This is a genomic window from Stenotrophomonas sp. TWI1183 (assembly GCF_039673115.1).
GTDB classification, from domain to species: Bacteria; Pseudomonadota; Gammaproteobacteria; order Xanthomonadales; family Xanthomonadaceae; genus Stenotrophomonas; species Stenotrophomonas maltophilia_AA.
Window position 1 is genome coordinate 82781 of the sequence record NZ_JBDJKZ010000011.1, and the last position, 17415, is coordinate 100195.

At 67.2% G+C, this 17415-nt stretch carries 9 protein-coding genes; 4 read left to right on the forward strand and 5 right to left on the reverse strand.

What is annotated here, in order from left to right; all coding sequences use genetic code 11:
- Positions 1-38: 38 nt before the first annotated feature.
- The 3 genes from ABE434_RS11945 to adh form a co-directional block, all read right to left on the reverse strand.
- Entirely contained in the window at positions 39-416 is a 378-nt protein-coding gene (locus tag ABE434_RS11945; RefSeq protein WP_176990768.1) for a DUF779 domain-containing protein, read from the reverse strand.
- A gap of 113 nt (positions 417-529) precedes the next feature.
- Positions 530-1558, reverse strand: coding sequence for an alcohol dehydrogenase AdhP (gene adhP, locus ABE434_RS11950; RefSeq protein ID WP_176990769.1), 1029 nt, complete (start codon positions 1556-1558; stop codon positions 530-532).
- An 82-nt stretch (positions 1559-1640) separates the two neighbouring features.
- Positions 1641-3170, reverse strand: coding sequence for an aldehyde dehydrogenase (gene adh, locus ABE434_RS11955; protein ID WP_346478981.1), 1530 nt, complete (start codon positions 3168-3170; stop codon positions 1641-1643).
- Positions 3171-3409: 239 nt separating this feature from the next.
- Here adh and ABE434_RS11960 point away from each other — a divergent pair, with 239 nt between their 5' ends.
- Entirely contained in the window at positions 3410-5293 is a 1884-nt protein-coding gene (locus ABE434_RS11960; protein WP_346478982.1) for a sigma-54-dependent Fis family transcriptional regulator, read from the forward strand.
- Positions 5294-5312: 19 nt separating this feature from the next.
- On the opposite strand, the gene eda is transcribed toward ABE434_RS11960, so the two are convergent.
- Positions 5313-5951 (reverse strand): bifunctional 4-hydroxy-2-oxoglutarate aldolase/2-dehydro-3-deoxy-phosphogluconate aldolase, encoded by a 639-nt coding sequence (gene eda / locus ABE434_RS11965; protein WP_346478983.1) that lies wholly within the window; start codon positions 5949-5951, stop codon positions 5313-5315.
- Positions 5938-6954, reverse strand: a complete 1017-nt coding sequence (locus tag ABE434_RS11970) for a sugar kinase (RefSeq protein WP_346478984.1) — start codon at positions 6952-6954, stop codon at positions 5938-5940. The genes eda and ABE434_RS11970 overlap by 14 nt, the downstream gene beginning before the upstream one ends.
- 271 nt (positions 6955-7225) lie before the next feature.
- On the opposite strand from ABE434_RS11970, the gene ABE434_RS11975 reads away from it, so the two are divergent.
- The 3 genes from ABE434_RS11975 to ABE434_RS11985 all read left to right on the forward strand — a co-directional run bounded on the left by ABE434_RS11975 (position 7226) and on the right by ABE434_RS11985 (position 17398).
- Positions 7226-9985: a TonB-dependent receptor gene (locus ABE434_RS11975; protein WP_346478985.1), complete on the forward strand. Its 2760-nt coding sequence runs from the start codon at positions 7226-7228 to the stop codon at positions 9983-9985.
- A gap of 263 nt (positions 9986-10248) precedes the next feature.
- A complete protein-coding gene (locus ABE434_RS11980) occupies positions 10249-13428 on the forward strand; it encodes a TonB-dependent receptor (RefSeq protein WP_346478986.1) in 3180 nt (1059 codons plus the stop codon).
- 151 nt (positions 13429-13579) lie between these two features.
- On the forward strand, positions 13580-17398 hold the full coding sequence (locus ABE434_RS11985) for a LamG-like jellyroll fold domain-containing protein (RefSeq protein WP_346478987.1): 3819 nt from the start codon (positions 13580-13582) through the stop codon (positions 17396-17398).
- Positions 17399-17415: the final 17 nt, after the last annotated feature.

The following is a 17415-nucleotide window of genomic DNA, read 5'->3' on the forward strand; positions in this document are numbered from 1 at the left end:
GGAGAGCCGCCATTATGGACGGGTTGCCGCGGCGTGTTTCAGACCCGGCCGGCCGCCTTGAGCTGGGCGAACTCGTCATCACTGAACAGCCGCGAGCGGACCAGGAAGCGCACGCCCTCGCCGTTCTCCAGCGAGAACATGCCGCCGCGGCCGGGCACCACGTCGATGATCAGCTGGGTGTGCTTCCAGTACTCGAACTGCGAGGGGCTGATGTAGAACGGCGCCCCGCCGATCTCGCCCATGCGCACGTCACGGTCGCCGACGATGAAATCGCCCTGGGCGAAACACATCGGCGAGGAGCCGTCGCAGCAGCCACCGGACTGGTGGAACAGCAGATCGCCGTGGCGGGCCTGCAGTGTCTCGATCAGCTGCAGGGCCGGGAGCGTGGCCATTACCTGGAGCGGTAGGTCGGTCATGATCGGGGGCACCCTGGGCGCCGGCGAGTGGCCGGCAGGACGGAAGAACCGGCGCTGCCGTCCTGCTGCCACCGGGAGAGGGGAAGCGGCGCAGGACGGCAACGCGGCGCCGTTTACGCGCTCATGTCCAGCACCACGCGGCCTTCGATCTTGCCGGCCTGCATGCGCGCGAAGATGTCGTTGATGTTCTCCAGCGAATCGCTGGTGACCGTGGCGGCCACCTTGCCCTGCTCGGCGAACTCCAGCGATTCCTGCAGGTCCAGGCGGGTGCCGACGATCGAGCCACGCACGGTGATGCCGTTGAGCACCATGCCGAAGATATCCAGCGGGAAGTTGCCCGGCGGCAGGCCGTTCAACGAGACCGTGCCACCGCGGCGGACCATGCCCAGTGCCTGCTCGAAGGCCTTCGGCGAGACGGCGGTGACCAGTGCGCCATGCGCCCCGCCGATCTCCTTCTTCAGGAACGCGGCCGGATCGGTGTTGCGCGCGTTGACGGTGATCGTCGCACCCAGCCGCTCGGCCAGGGCGAGCTTGCCGTCGTCGATATCCACCGCGGCCACGTTCAGGCCCATCGCCTTGGCGTACTGCACGGCCATGTGGCCCAGCCCGCCGATGCCGGAAATCACCACCCACTGGCCCGGCTTCGTATCGGTGACCTTCAGGCCCTTGTAGACAGTGACGCCGGCGCACAGGATCGGCGCGACCTCAATGAAGCCCACGCTCTTGGGCAGCAGCCCGACGTACGCCGCGTTGGCCAGGGCGTACTCGGCGAAACCACCGTTCACCGAGTAGCCGGTGTTCTGCTGCGCCTCGCAAAGGGTCTCCCAGCCGCCCAGGCAGTGCTCGCAATAGCCACAGGCCGAGTACAGCCACGGGATGCCGACGCGGTCGCCTTCGCGGATGTGGCTGACACCCGCACCCACCGCAACCACGTGGCCGACCCCTTCATGGCCGGGAATGAAGGGCGGGTTGGGCTTGACCGGCCAGTCCCCGTCAACCGCATGCAGGTCGGTGTGGCACACGCCACAGGCTTCGATCTTCACCAGGATGTCGCCCGGGCCGGGACGCGGCACCTCGACTTCCTCGATGCGCAACGGCTTTCCGAATTCGCGGACGACAGCGGCCTTCATGGTCTTGTTCATGCGTGGATCTCCGTGGATTGCCAATGACTGCACTGTGGCGCCGGCTGCATGCCGGCGCCTTGATCGGGATCAAGCCCGGGGCTCAGAAGAAGCCCAGCTTTTTGGGCGAGTAGCTGACCAGCAGGTTCTTGGTCTGCTGGTAGTGGTCGAGCATCATCTTGTGGTTCTCGCGGCCGATGCCCGACTGCTTGTAGCCACCAAAGGCGGCATGGGCCGGATAGGCGTGGTAGCAGTTGGTCCACACGCGCCCGGCCTGGATGCCACGGCCCATGCGGTACAGGCGCGAGGCATCCCGGCTCCACACGCCGGCACCGAGGCCGTACAGCGTGTCGTTGGCGAGCTCCAGGGCTTCTTCCTCGGTCTTGAACGTGGTCACCGAGACCACCGGCCCGAAGATCTCTTCCTGGAACACGCGCATCCTGTTGTGGCCCTTGAACACGGTCGGCTTCACGTAGAAGCCGCCAGCCAGGTCGCCCTCGAGCATGGCCTGCTCGCCGCCGATCAGTACCTCGGCGCCTTCCTGCCGGCCGATGTCGAAGTAGGAGAGGATCTTCTCCAGCTGCTCGGAGGAGGCCTGCGCACCGACCATGGTGGTGGGATCGAGCGGATTGCCCTGCTTGATCGCGGCCACGCGCTTGAGCGCACGTTCCATGAATTCATCGTAGATCGATTCCTGGATCAGCGCGCGCGAGGGGCAGGTACACACCTCGCCCTGGTTGAAGGCAAACAGCACGAAACCTTCCACGGCCTTGTCGAGGAAATCATCGTCCTCGGCCATCACGTCGGCGAAGAAGATGTTCGGCGATTTGCCGCCGAGTTCCAGCGTCACCGGAATCAGGTTCTGGCTGGCGTACTGCATGATCAGGCGGCCGGTGGTGGTCTCGCCGGTGAAGGCGATCTTGGCGATGCGCGGGTTGGAGGCCAGCGGCTTGCCGGCCTCCACGCCGAAGCCGTTGACCACGTTGAGCACACCCTTGGGCAGCAGGTCGCCGATCACTTCCATCAGCACCAGGATCGAGGCCGGTGTCTGCTCGGCCGGCTTGAGCACCACGCAGTTGCCGGCGGCCAGCGCGGGCGCCAGCTTCCACGCCGCCATCAGCATCGGGAAATTCCACGGGATGATCTGCCCGACCACGCCGAGCGGTTCGTGGAAATGGTAGGCGATGGTGTCCTTGTCGATCTCCGACAGGCTGCCTTCCTGCGCGCGCACCGCACCGGCGAAGTAGCGGAAGTGATCGGCCATCAGCGGCACGTCGGCGTTGAGCGTTTCGCGGATTGGCTTGCCGTTGTCCCAGGTTTCGGCATGGGCGAGCAGCTCGAGGTTCTCCTCGATGCGGTCGGCGATCCTGTTGAGGATGTTGGCGCGCTCGGTGGTCGAGGTCTGGCCCCAGGCGGTCTTGGCCGCGTGAGCAGCGTCCAGCGCCGCTTCGATGTCCTCGGCGTTGGAGCGGGCGACCTCGGTGAACACCTTGCCGGTCACCGGGGTGGTGTTCTCGAAGTACTGGCCGCTGCGCGGCGCCACCCACTCCCCGCCGATGTAGTTGCCGTAGCGCGGCTTGAAGATGGACTGCGGATCGGTGGCGTGCGGCTTGGCGGACGTGACGGCATTCATGGGTGCATCTCCGGATGGCAGTGGACAGGCCCGGTAAGGGTCTGTCCCCTGCCGCAAGGACGATGCCAGGTTCGGTGTGGTGCAGTGCGGCAAGGCATGACCCGGCGCGCCGATTGGAAAGCGGGCCGCAAACTGATGCGGTGCACCACGGCAGGTCATTGCGCGGTAACGCCGGGTGTGGTGTTTATCGGAACAGGCCCCGCTACAACTGTCGCAGATTGCGACACTGGAGAATCCAGGTGTCCCAGCGTCCGCTCCAGCACCGTGTCGGCACTGCGCGACGCTCGTTCTTCGAGCGTGGCGCGGCGCCGGTCGGGATCGTGCCCGACACCATCCTGCAGTCCTGGCAGCGCTGCCAGCGCGGCGGGCTGTCGGTGGACGCGCAGCCGGAGGTCGAGCCGCTGCCGGACGCACGCCTGCGCGAGCTGCGCCAGCGCCAGGAAACGCTGTGGCGGCTGGCGCGGCCGGAGCTGGACGGGCTGGCGGCCGACATCGCGGCGACCGGCAGCATCGCGCTGCTGACCGACGAGGCCGGCTGGATCCTGGATGCCGAGGGCAACCCGGGATTTCTCGACAAGGCCGGGCGCGTGGCGCTGATGCCGGGGGTGCGCTGGGATGAAACCACGGTGGGTACCAATGCGATCGGCACCGCCATCGTCGAAGGCCGCTCGGTGGAGGTCCGGGGCGGCGAGCACTACTTCGCCCCGCACGCGATCCTGACCTGTTCGGCGACGCCGATCTTCGATCCCTACGGGCAGCGCGTCGGCGTGCTCGACATCTCCGGCGACGCGCGCCAGCAGCACCTGCATGCACGCGTGCTGGCGCGGCAGGCGGTGGCGCATATCGAGCACCGCTATTTCGAGGCGGGGCTGGGCGATTGCGAGGTCGTGCGCCTGCATCATGACGCCGGCCTGCTCGGCACCGCGCGCGAAGGGGTGCTGGGCTTCCGCAATGGCCGCCTGGTGGCCGCCAACCGCGCCGGGCTGGCCCTGTTCGGTCTGGACCACGGCGACATCGGCAGGGCGCCTTACGAGGCGCTGTTCGATGGTCCGCTGTCGCGGCTGCACGATGACGGTGCGCTGGTCGATCGCCAGGGGCGCGCGCTGTACGGGCACCTGGGGCCGGCGGGCGGCACCCGCGTGCGTTCGGCCCTGCCTGCCCGCCCGACACCGGCAGCCCCTGGCCGTGCCGCCGCCGCCGCCGTGCGTGCCGATGCCACGCCCCTGTTCGACGCGGCCCAGCAGCAGGTGCTCGACCGCGCCTGCCGCGTGCTGGACGCACAGCTGCCCGTGCTGCTGCAGGGTGAGACCGGCACCGGCAAGGAGGTCTTCGCGCGTGAGCTGCACCGGCGCAGTGCACGCGCCGACAAGCCGTTCGTCGCGGTGAACTGCGCGGCGCTGCCCGAAGGCCTGATCGAAGCCGAACTGTTCGGTTACGAGGAAGGTGCCTTCACCGGTGCGCGCAAGAGCGGCAACACCGGCCTGCTGCGGCAGGCCCAAGGCGGCGTGCTGTTCCTGGATGAAATCGGCGACATGCCGCTGGCGCTGCAGCCGCGCCTGCTACGGGTACTGCAGGAGCGCACGCTGTCACCGCTGGGCGGCGGCAAACCGGTACAGCTGGATTTCGCCCTGATCTGCGCCACCCACCGCGATCTCGACCAGGCCATGGACGCCGGTGAATTCCGCAGCGACCTGTACTACCGCATCGCCGACCACAGCGTGCGTCTGCCTGCCGTGCGCGAGCACGCCGACCGTGCGGCACTGGTGCGTGGTCTGTGGCACAGGCTCGGCCAGGGCCGGCAGCTGGAGGCCGCCGCGCTCGACGCGCTGGCGGGTTACACGTGGCCGGGCAATGTGCGGCAGCTGTGTTCCTGCCTGCGTACCCTGGTGGCGCTGAGTGACCCAGGTGAGCAGATCCGGCACGGGATGCTGCCCGCCTATCTGCAGACCGTGCGCGCGCCGGTGCTGCCGTCCACGGCCGAGGGCCTGGAGGCGATGACGGAAACCGCGATGCGCGACGCGCTGCGGGCCAGCCATGGGAATGTTGCCCAGGCGGCACGCGCGCTGGGCATCAGCCGCAGCACCCTGTATCGCCGCGTCGGCGCGACCGCCCGCCGCCACTGAGGCGGCAGGCGATGCGGACTCAGCCGACCAGCGCGGCCGAATCGCGCGCGAGCCGCTCGATGCCGGCCCAGTCCCGGGCCTGCAGCAGCGCCCGCGTGGTCAGCCAGGAACCGCCCACGCACAGCACGTTGGGCAGGTGCAGGAAATCGCGCGCGGTCTGCGCGCTGATGCCGCCGGTCGGACAGAACCGCACATCGCCGAACGGGCCGTTCCAGGCCGACAGCATGGCCGCGCCGCCGGCCTGCACCGCCGGGAAGAACTTGAACGTATCCAGGCCGTGCTCCAGGCCGAGCATCAGCTCCGAGGAGGTCGCCACGCCCGGCAGGAACGGCAGGTCGGTATCGCGTGCGGCCGCGTACAACCGCGGCGTCGCGCCGGGCGACACCGCGAAGCGCCCGCCCACCTGCTTGACCTTCTCCATCTGCGCGGCGGTCAGCACGGTGCCGGCGCCGACCACGGCATCGGGCACGGCCTCGACCATCGCCTGGATCGCGTCCATCGCCATCGGCGTGCGCAGCGTCACTTCGATCACCGGCAGGCCGCCGTTGAACAGTGCACGCGCGACCTCGACGGCGTCCTCGACGCTTTCCGGGGTGAACACCGGAATCACCGGGGCCAGTTTCAGGACTGCGCGTACGCGCGGATCAGCGCCGGACATCGAATCGCTCCTCGCCCGTGAGGGCCATGATGTCAGCCTCGCTGACAGGGTTGAAGTCGCCGGGGATCGAGTGCTTCAGGCAGCCTGCGGCCAGGCCGAAGCGCACGATCATGTCCGGCGCGAAGCCGCGCATCATGCCATGCAGGATGCCGGCGGCGAAGGCATCGCCCCCGCCGATGCGGTCCACGATGCCGATCATCTCGCGGGTCGGCGCCACGGCGCGGGTGCCATCGCGGCCGACCAGCATCGCCCCGAGTGCATGGTTGTCCACGCTGTGCGGGGTGCGCTGGGTGCAGGCCATCCACTGCAGACGCGGGAACGCGGCGAAGGCCTGTGCGGCGGCCGCATCGACACGCTCACGCACATCGGCCTGCTCGAACTCGCCGCCGAGCACCACGCCGATGTCGCGGTAATCGGCGAACAGCAGATCGGCGCAGGCGAACAGTTCGCGCAGGATGCCGGGCGCATCGCCCTGCCAGCGCGCCCACAGCGACGGCCGGAAGTTGCCGTCGAACGACACCTTCACGCCCCGCGCGCAGGCGGCACGCGCCGCCGCCAGCGTGGCCTGGGCCATGGCCGGGTTGAGCGCCGGGCTGACCCCGGACAGGTGCAGCCAGTCGGCGCCGGCCAGCAGCGTGTCCCAGTCGTAATCGGCGGCGCTGCTGTTGGCGAAGGCCGAGTCGGCGCGGTCGTAGACCACTTCGCTCGCGCGCTGGACCGCACCGGTGGTCAGGAAATAGAGCCCCATGCGGCCGTCGGTGCGGCGCACCGCCGTGGTGTCCACGCCATGCCGGCGCAGTTCGCCCAGTGCGTACTCGCCCAGCGGGTTGGCCGGCACCGTGCTGACCGCCGATACCGCATGCCCGAGGTGGGCCAGCGAGACACCGACGTTGGCTTCCGCGCCACCGGCGTGGACCATCAACTGCGGGTGCTGCAGCAGCAGCTCACGGCCGGGGGCGCTCATGCGCAGCAACAACTCTCCGAAACAGACAACACGACTCATGGTCCTGGATCCTTGTGAGGGCCGCGGACGCCGCGAGGACGTCCAGCAGCAATGGCTAGCGGTGTCATTCTAGCGATGGACGTCGCCCCGTCCACCTGTCCCGAATGTCGGAACCACTGTCCTGCAAGCGTCTGCGGGACATTGAAAGTCTGCTGCGGTGCAAGATGCCGGATCAGTAACGGGCTGTTAACGTCCGCCCTGACCAGCGGTGTCATTGCACTGACATGTCGTTGGATAGCTGTTTCATGTAGCACCTTGGGAGAGGGAAAACATGCAAGTCCAGAACACGCAGAAAAAGACACCGGTTACCTTGCTCGCATTGTCGATCGGCCTGGCGCTGAGTGGTACCGCGCTGGCCCAGGATGCGGGCACCACCAACCCCACCGAGCTGGATACCGTCACCGTCACCGGCTACCGCGCCAGTGTCGAGAAGGCGCTGGACATCAAGCGTGGCGAAGCCGGCGTGGTCGACGCCATCGTCGCCGAGGATATCGGCAAGTTCCCGGATCTGAACCTGGCCGAGTCGCTGCAGCGCATCCCCGGCGTGGTCATTACCCGCGAAGCCGGCGAAGGCCGCAACATCTCGGTGCGCGGCCTGGGCCCGGATTTCACCCGCGTGCGCATCAACGGCATGGAAGCGCTGACCACCGTCGGCGCCGGCGACCAGAGCGGCGGCACCAACCGTGGCCGTGGCTTCGACTTCAACGTGTTCGCCTCGGACCTGTTCTCGCAGCTGATGGTGCGCAAGACCGCCTCGGCGGACGTCGAGGAAGGCTCGCTGGGTGCCACGGTCGACCTGCGCACCGCGCGCCCGTTCGACTATGACGGCTTCACCTTTGCCGCCAGCGGCCAGGCCGGCTACAACGCGATGGCCGAGAAGGCCGACCCGCGCATGGCCGCACTGATCTCCAATACCTTTGCAGACGGCACCTTCGGTGCGTTGCTGTCGGTCGCCTATTCCGAGCGCCAGGCGCTGGAAGAAGGCTCCAACACCGGCCGCTGGGCCAACGGCCCGAGCAACGGCAACTTCAACGCCGCCTCGCCGTTCGCCGCCGCGCGCTCGGCCGACGTCTACCACCCGCGCTTCCCGCGCTATGTGCAGATGGAGCATGAGCAGAAGCGCCTGGGCGTGACCGGCACCCTGCAGTGGAAGCCGAGCGACGCCACCGAGATCTCGCTGGACGCGCTGTACTCGAAGATCGACGCCACCCGCGACGAGCACTACATCGAGGCGATCTCCTTCAGCCGTGGCACCAGCACCACGCCGCGCCTGGTCGGCAAGCCGGCGATGATCGTCAAGAACGGCGTGATCGAGAACAACGCACTGGTCTACGGCGAGTTCGACAACGTCGATATCCGCACCGAAAACCGCCATGACGAGTGGAGCACCGAGTTCAAGCAGCTCAGCCTGAACGGCCAGCACCGCTTCGGTGATGATTTCACCTTGTCCGGCAAGGTCGGCATCTCGCGCTCCAAGCACGAGAACCCGGTGCAGACCACGATCATCATGGACAAGTACGACGTCGACAATTACAGCTACGACTACCGGGGCAACAGCCGGTTCCCGACGCTGAACTACGGCATCGACCCGACCAACCCCGCGGGCTGGGAACTGGCGGAAATCCGCCTGCGTCCGCAGTACGTGGACAATGACTTCGATACCGGCCAGATCGACTTCAACTGGAACATCAGCCCCGGCTTCCGCCTGAAGGGCGGCGTGCTCGCCAAGGACTACACCTTCAAGACCACCGAACTGCGCCGCGCCAGCGAACTGGCCGTGCCCAACTTCGCCGACGGCACCAAGATCGTGCCGGTGGACATGACCGAGCAGGCCGGCCTGAAGGGCATCAACGGCAGCCCGTCCAACTGGGTGGTGCCGGATCTGAACGCGATCGCCGATCAGTTCGACATCTACAGCAACAGCGGCATCTTCGCCGTCGCCCCGCGCGCCAACAACGTCCGCAGCGTCGAAGAAAAGGACCGCGGCGCCTACCTGATGGGCGAGTTCTCCACCGAGATCGGCGCGCTGCCGTTGTCGGGCAACGTGGGCGTGCGGTACGTGCGCACCAAGCAGAGCTCCACCGGCCTGTCCACGCTGGCCACCGGCACGGTCTCCACCACGGAGAACCGCACCTACAACGACACCCTGCCCTCGTTCAACCTGGTGGCCGAAGTCAGCCCGGACTTCCTGATCCGCCTCGGCGCGGCCAAGGTGATGAGCCGCCCGGGCCTGGGCAGCCTGACGCCTGGCGCCACGGTGGCCGTGGCCGGTGGTGCACGCACCATCTCCAGCGGCAACCCGGACCTGGAACCGATCCGCGCGACCAACGTCGACCTCGGCTTCGAGTGGTACTTCGCCGAAGGCGCGATGGCCGGCATCGGCCTGTTCTACAAGGACATCGAGAGCTTCGTGCAGACCACCCGCGAAGTGCGTCCGTACTCCGACAGCGGCCTGCCCGCCTCGCTGCTGATCGGCACCGGTGCCTCGCCGGCCGATGACTTCACCTACAGCCGACCGGTCAATACCCCCGGTGGCGAACTGCACGGCGTGGAAGCCAACTACACCCAGCCCTTCACCTTCCTGCCGGGCAAGTGGTCCAATCTCGGTGTGCAGTTGAACTACACCTGGGTGGAATCGCAGATCCAGTACCTCAATGCTGCCGGCCAGCCGGTGATGAAGACCGACCTGACCGGTCTGTCCAAGTCGTCCTGGAACGCCACCCTGTTCTACGAAGGGAAGGTCTTCTCCGGCCGCGTCTCGGCGACCAACCGCGATGACTACCTGACCCAGGCACCGGGTACCGAAACCGGCTTCAACATCGATGGCTACCACGGCATGACCGGCACCACGGTCCTGGATGCGTCGATCCGCTACACGATCAGCGATCAGCTCGAGCTGAGCCTGGAAGGCATCAACCTGACCAACGAAGCCTCCGACGAGTGGGTCTACTCGCCGGCGACCGGTCAGCTGCCGCTGCAGTACACCGAAACCGGCCGCCAGTTCCTGCTCGGCGTGCGCTACAAGTTCTGATTCAACGGCAGTACCCACCGGCGGCGTGAGCAATCACGCCGCCGGCTGCGCGCGCGACGCCATCGTTGCCATCCCGACCCTCGCCAACACATGCACGCGCTGCTGCGGCGCAAGATGCCGCCGCGTGAAGGGTTTGTTACGTTTCGGATGACCAGCGGTGTCACCGCGGCCACGCGCGATGGACGCTCCGGAGGAGGCCGGACGTCATGACTCATCAACATCACGGTCGCATGGCGGCGAACCCTGGGAGGGGCTTACACACGATGGAACGACAGGACATCCGCAGGAAGACACCGGTTACCTTACTCGCGGTTTCGATCGCCTTCGCGCTGCAGGGCGCGGCCGGCAGCGCCGCTGCCCAGCAGACACCCGAACAGGCTGCCGCGCTCAACGCGGTGGACCTGGACAAGGTCGAAGTCAAAGCGACCTACCGCGAAAGCCTGCAGCAGTCGCTGGATGAAAAGCGCTACAGCGTCGAGCAGGTCGATGCGATCTACGCCGAGGACATCGGCAAGTTCCCTGATCTGAACCTGGCCGAGTCGATGCAGCGCATCGCCGGCGTCTCGATCGACCGCGAAGGCGGCGAAGGCCAGCAGATCTCGGTACGCGGCCTGGGCTCGGACTTCACCCGCGTGCGCATCAACGGCCTGGAAGCACTCTCCACCGCCGGCAGCGGCACCACCGGGGTCAACCGCAGCCGCGGCTTCGACTTCAACACCTTCGCCTCGGAGCTGTTCAGCCGGGTCAAGATCAACAAGACCCAGTCGGCGCAGACCGACGAGGGTTCGCTGGGCGCCACGGTCGATCTGCGCGGTTCGCGCCCGTTCGATTTCGAGGGCTTCCAGGCCTCGCTCGGTGGCCAGTACGGTTACAACGAGCTGTCCAGGAACAAGGACCCGCGCATCTCCGGCCTGATCAGCAACACCTGGGCCGATGGCCGGGTCGGCGCGCTGATGTCGGTGGCCTACAGCAAGCGCACCATCTTCGAAGAAGGCTACAACCCGGTCCGCTGGGAGCACGGCAACTACCGCAACTCCAATCAGAGCACCGCGGCCAACAACGGCACCTACGGCTTCTGCAGCCCGGCCGGCTACGACCCGCAGACCCCGCGTAATCCGCTGGCCAATGAAACCGCTGCCGGTGTCGGCAGCGCCGCCAACCAGGCGCGCAGCAACGGCTGGGGCAGCTATGGCATCGATGCGACCCACTGCGGCCCCGGCCTGGATCGCCCCGCGGCGACCGCCGGGAACATCGCCGCCTACGAGACCGCGACCAACGCGTGGATTCCGCGCTACCCGCGCTACATCCGCACCGAACACGAGATCGAGCGGCTGGGCGTCACCGGCGCGCTGCAGTTCAAGGTCAGCGACGACACGCAGTTGAACCTGGACATGCTGTATTCCAAGCTCGACAAGAACGTGCGCGAAGACTCGATCGGCGCCAACCTGCACCGCACCGCGCAGTACGGCGGCAAGACCCAGATCGTGGTCCGCGAGGCGCAGGCCGATGAGCAGAACCGCCTCACCTACGGCGTGTTCGACAACGTCGACTTCCGCACCGAATCCACCGCGATCGAAGAGAGCACCGAGTTCAAGCAGTTCAGCCTGAACCTGGAACACCGCTTCAACGATGCGGTGCGCCTGGATGCGGTGGTCGGCCATTCCGAGTCCAACTACGAGCGGCCGGTCTTCTCGATGGTCAGCTTCGACAACAGCAACCTGGATGGCTTCGTGCTGGACATGCGCAACGGCAAGGTGCCGGCGATGTCCTTCCCGTTCGATCTCAATGCGGTCGACAACTGGAAGTGGCTGGGCTACGGCAGCACCCCGGTCAATGCCAACGGCACCGCGCGCGGCGGCAACATCAGCGAAGTGCGCTTGAACCCGCAGTACGTCGACAACGCCTTCGACACGGCCAAGGTCGACCTGACCTTCGACATCAATCCCACCTTCACCCTGCGCGGCGGTCTGGCCTACAAGGACTACGACATGAGCACGCAGGAATACCGCAACATCAGTTACGGGCGCCTGTCGCAGGCACTGCCGGGCGGTGTGACCGTGGGGGACCTGAGCGATACGCTGAGCGGCTTCGGCAAGGGCATGGACGGCAACCTGCCCAACGCCTGGCTGGTGCCGGACTTCAACCAGATCGCCAAGCTGCTGGACATCTACTGCAACTGCGACACCGGTGCGCTGGGCGGCGACTACCGCCTGGCCAGCGTCGGCCATTTCGGTGCGTCCAACAACAACTTCGACGTCAACGAGAAGAGCTACGGCAGCTACCTGCAGCTGGACTTCAACACCGACCTGCTGGGCCGCGCGTTCCGCGGCAACCTGGGCGTGCGCTACGTGCAGACCCGCATCACCGCCGATGGCTATGCGCCGTGTACCGCCACCAACGCGAACGATCTGTCCTCGGCCTGCGAACCATTCTTCGGGGTGGCCAGCGCCACCGCCGATCCCGGCGAGCGCCTGCAGGTCGGCACCCGGGTCGGCCACAAGTACGACGACTGGCTGCCCTCGTTGAACCTGGCCTGGGATCTGAGCGATACCTTCGTGCTGCGCTTCGGCGCGGCCAAGACCATGGCCCGCCCGACCCTGTCCAACCTGTCGCCGAGCGTCAGCGGTGGTCCCACCGCGCATTTCGATGACGACCGCAGCTACTCGATCAACCTGGGCAACCCCAAGCTGGACCCGTTCCGCTCGACCAACTACGACCTGAGCGCGGAGTGGTATTTCGACGAAGGCGCGCTGCTGTCGGCGGCGTTGTTCTACAAGGACATCGAGAGCTACGTCCAGCGTACCCGCCTGCTCACCACGTGGGCGGACATGGGCTACTCGCTGGATCTGCTGCCGACCGGCTTCAGCCCGGACACCGTGTTCAACGTGCAGAGCTACTTCAACACCCCGGGCGGCCCACTCAAGGGCTATGAGGTGTCCTACCAGCAGCCCTTCAGCTTCCTGCCCGGCTTCTGGAAGAACTTCGGCGTGCAGCTGAACTACACGCACGTCGAGTCGAAGATCAAGTACATGTTCAGCTCCGGCACCGGCAGCACGATCGTCACCACGTACACCGAGAACGACCTGCTGAATCTCTCGCCGAACTCGTACAACGCCACGCTGTACTACGACGACGGCCGTTTCAGCGCCCGTGTCTCCACCAGCTACCGCGACGCATACATCAGCACCATCCTCTCGCAGGAGAACGTGTGGGACCTGGACGGCAACCCGCTCGCCACCGCCGATGTGCAGGGCAAGTACAGCGTGGAGAACGTGGACTTCAACATGTCCTACAAGGTCAACAAGAATCTCTCGCTGACCTTCGAGGCGATCAACCTGCTCGACACCGCCGATGAGCGCTATGTCGATTCGGCGTTGTCGCTGCCGGACCGCTACACCCACACCGGCCGCCAGTACTACCTCGGCCTGCGCTACAAGTTCTGACCGTGCTGCGTCTTCCGCCACCGCCATCGGGCCCGTCCCCGTCCTTCTCTCCGGGATGGCGGGCGCGGTGCCGGGGCGGAAGGCCACCGTGAGCGGCTGACCCCCGCTGCTGGTTCCGCTGTACTGTTTCTGCTGTCGAAAGGAAGGTCTCATGCATCGCGTTGTCGCCGCCTCGATCCGCCCCTCCCGCCTGTCCGCCAGCCTGCTGGCGCTGCTGCTCGCGGGCAGTGGCACCGCTTGGGCGCAGACCGCGCCGCAGCTGCTGTTCCACGTGTCGGCCGACCAGGGCCTGCAGGCCGATACTGCCGCGGGCGACCCGGTCCCGAACTTCGTGGACAAGGTGAAGCGGGTGCCCGACGGCGCCCACGGCAGTGCGATCGAATGGGCCGACGACGGCGTGCTGTCCTGGAACGCACCGGGCAACATCCAGGCCCAGCGCGGCACGCTCGGCTTCTTCTGGCGCGCGCGCTACGCGGTGGGTGAAGCGCCGTTCGTGATCTTCCGGGTCGGTTATGCCGACCACAGCAGCTGGGACATGGCCTGGCTGCGCATCGACTGGAACGGCCACGGCTTCGATGCCTTCGTCACCGATGCCAACCTGGCGCGCACGCGCGTGTCGTTCAAACTCGATAAGAACCCCTCCCCGCAGCAGTGGCAGCACATCGCCTTCGGCTGGGACGAAAACCACGGCGTGCGCCTCTACGTGGACGGCAGGGAGGTCGCCCGCCAGGAGACCACGGCCGACTACGACGCCGCGCTCGACCAGCTCGGCCTGGCCGCGCGCGTGATGGCGCCCTACCAGGTGCAGAGCCGCTACAACTTCCTGCGCGGCAGCGATTTCGACGAGATCCGCGTCTACGACCGCCTGCTCGATCCGGCCGGCATGGCCGCACTGGCCCGCAATGCCGCCCCCACCACCGCCGTGGCCGGGCCGGACCCGATGCGCGCCTGGCGCCATCGCCACGGCTGGGACGCTGCCCCGCCGCCGGCGTTGAGCGCACCGATCACCACGATCCGCAAGGTCGAGTTCGCCGATACCAAGGACCACAAGCAGTGGATGTGGAAGGCCACCGACGGCATCGCCGAAACGACTTGGCCGGGCGTCTACAACCGCTCGCGCCTGCCGGGGCGCAATGATTACTTCCAGCTGCCGGACTGGAACACCTATGTCGACGGCGGCCAGCAGCTCGACCTGACCCTGCCGGCCGGTGAGACCGTCAACCGCATCGAAGTGCGCGGCGCCGCCTTCGGCGGGCTCAGCCACAGCGTGGATGGCCAGCCGGCGCAGGCGCTGTTCGAGCGTCCGCAGGGCGTCGTCCGCAGCGTCAACGCGATTCCCGCGCAGGCGGGCGGCGTGCTGCACTTCCGCAACACGGCGCAGGAAACCCCGATCCAGGAAATCTGGGCCTACCAGGTCAGCGATGCGGCCGAACCGGAAGGCACGGTCAAGCAGCGCTACCTGATCGACAGCCAGGCGCTGCCGGACTACACCAACATCGCGGCACTGCGCGCGTACATCGACGGTCGCTACCCGGCGGCCGAACGCAGCACGGTGATGGCGCTGCCCAAGGGCGCCGGCTCACGCAAGCGCACGGCCGACACGCTGCCCGCGCAGCCGCTGCCGATCGTGCACGTGCTGATTCCCTCCGGCGTGAGCGACGCACCGGCCGCGCAGCCGCTGATCCGCAGCTGGGCGCACAGCTGGGAGAACATGCACGACGGCCTGGACGGCGTGGCGATCGATCTGCCCGCGCTTGAGCTGCCGGCCACGCAGGACGGCCTGATCCCGCTCAACATCCGCATCAAGGATCCGATCTGGCCGGCGCGCGACATGATCGATGTGTCGGTCTCGGTCAAGCCGGGCCAGAAGCGCACCCTGTGGCTGGACCTGCGCGACCGCATCCTCGCCGCCGACAGCCTGTGGATCTCCATCGCCTCGGCCGCCCCCGGGTTCAACGCCACCTCGCTGGACGGTGCCGAGATCCGCATGGTCTACAAGGATCGCGAGGAGGCGAAGAAAGAGCATCTGGCCGATCGCTTCAACCAGGTCCGCGACAACTGGGGCTTCCTGGTCGAAGAGCACACCACCTCCAAGCGCCAGCGCCTGTACGCGCGCGTGTACGCCGATCTCAGCGACCTGCTGCGGGTCGATCCGGACCACGAACTCGGCCGGCTGTACTGGAACTACATCAGCTACAACAGCCAGGGCAAACCGTCGTTCACCCCGCCGCAGGCCCCCAAGGGCGTGCCGCAGTGGGCGTTCGCGCAGACCGAAGACCTCAAGTACGTGCGCCGCTTCATCGACTGGTGGATCGACAACCGCCAGATCGCCTATGGCGACTTCGGTGGCGGCATCTCCGACGACTCCGACCTGACCCAGCAGTGGCCGGGCCTGGCGCTGATGGGCGTGCAGCCGGACAAGCTCAATGCCTCGCTGACCGCGCTGTCCGATGCGGTCTACCGCAATGGCATGTTCAGCAACGGCCTGAGCACGATCGAAACCGATGAGCTGCATTCCTACGAGGAGGGCATCAATACCAACAGCGCGATGCTCTACCTCAACTGGGGCGATCCGCTCACCGTCGAGCGCCTGATGGAAACGGTGAAGGCCTTCGACGAACGCATCATCCTGCCCAACCCGCAGGGGCATCTGCTGTTCTCCAGCAACTGGTTCGGCGGCAACAAGGTCTACCGCGAACCGAACTGGCAGTGGCAGAAGCCGTATTCCTTCCCGGTGCTGCACCCGGCGTTCCTGATCGGCCAGTACAACGCCGATCCGACCGGCCGCAAGCTGGTCACCGGGCTGGCGGATGGCTACCTCGCCCATGCCTACACCGACGACAAGGGCCGCTGGGCGCTGCCGAACGAGATCCACTGGGCGACCGGCAAGACCCGCGGCGGTGAGTTGAACAACGGCTCGGGCAGCGGCGACATCATGCATACCTTCTGGGCGGCATGGCGCTGGACCGGCGATGACAAGTACCTCAAGGCATTGGATTACCGCGTCGAACGTGGCGGGCCGGGGGCGCTGTCCAACCTGGGCGAGAACTATGTCGAGGCCCTGGGCCGCGGTGCCGAGTGGAACCCGCGTTTCATCCGTGATGCCGACGGTGGCAGCACCGGCTTCGCCAGCCTGATGGCATGGCAGGCCACCGGCGACAAGAAATACCTGGAAGCCCTGCACGCCGACGGCATCCAGGCCAAGGCGCAGCGCGAGTACATGAACACCGAGGGTCATTGGTGGTCCGACCGTGTCGAAGCGCCCAGCGAATTCCTGCAGCGTGCGCGGCTGGGCGGCATCGCGCTGAAACGCAACCAGAGCTGGCCGGGCCACACCGTGAGCTGGCGCTTCGCCCAGCCGGACGCGGCCGAGCAGGTCGCGCTGCTGGTGCATGCGCCCTCGCCGGACCGCTTCAAGGTGATCGCCTACAACCTGGGCAGGCACGCGGTGGACGCGGAGATGAGCGCCTGGAATGTCACCGCCGGGCAGTGGCGGATGACCAGCGGCGTGGACCGCGACGGCGATGACACCATCGACGGCAAGGCCACCACGCGTGATCTCACCCTGGAACGCAGTGCCTCCACCACGCTGCGCTTCGCGCCGGGCCAGAGCCAGGTGTTCGAGTTCGAGCTGGTGCAGGCCGGGACACCGGTCGAACAGCGTGCCGACCTCGGCATCGGGCGGGGCGATGTGCGCGTGGAGGACGGCCAGGTGCAGGTGACCGTGCACAGCCTGGGCCATGTCGCCACCGGTGTGGGCGTGGCGGTGCTGGAAGATGCCAGGGGCCGTGAGCTGGCCCGGGTGGAGATTCCGGGCCTGGCCGCGCCGAGCGATCTGGTGCCGAAGACCGCCACCGTGCGCCTGCCGTTGCCGGCCGGTAACCGCAACGGCTGGCAGGTGCGCGTCGTGCAGGCCGACGGCGCAGCCGAGGTGACCCAGCGCAACAACGTGGTGACGCTGGACCGGTAGCACCATGCCAGGCATGG

What these genes read in the sequence shown, in the direction of transcription:
- ABE434_RS11945 (WP_176990768.1), bottom strand. Translation starts at nt 416, where the DNA reads ATGACCGACCTACCGCTCCAGGTAATGGCCACGCTCCCGGCCCTGCAG.
- adhP (WP_176990769.1), bottom strand. Translation starts at nt 1,558, where the DNA reads ATGAACAAGACCATGAAGGCCGCTGTCGTCCGCGAATTCGGAAAGCCG.
- adh (WP_346478981.1), bottom strand. Translation starts at nt 3,170, where the DNA reads ATGAATGCCGTCACGTCCGCCAAGCCGCACGCCACCGATCCGCAGTCC.
- eda (WP_346478983.1), bottom strand. Translation starts at nt 5,951, where the DNA reads ATGTCCGGCGCTGATCCGCGCGTACGCGCAGTCCTGAAACTGGCCCCG.
- ABE434_RS11970 (WP_346478984.1), bottom strand. Translation starts at nt 6,954, where the DNA reads ATGAGTCGTGTTGTCTGTTTCGGAGAGTTGTTGCTGCGCATGAGCGCC.
- ABE434_RS11975 (WP_346478985.1), top strand. Translation starts at nt 7,226, where the DNA reads ATGCAAGTCCAGAACACGCAGAAAAAGACACCGGTTACCTTGCTCGCA.
- ABE434_RS11980 (WP_346478986.1), top strand. Translation starts at nt 10,249, where the DNA reads ATGGAACGACAGGACATCCGCAGGAAGACACCGGTTACCTTACTCGCG.
- ABE434_RS11985 (WP_346478987.1), top strand. Translation starts at nt 13,580, where the DNA reads ATGCATCGCGTTGTCGCCGCCTCGATCCGCCCCTCCCGCCTGTCCGCC.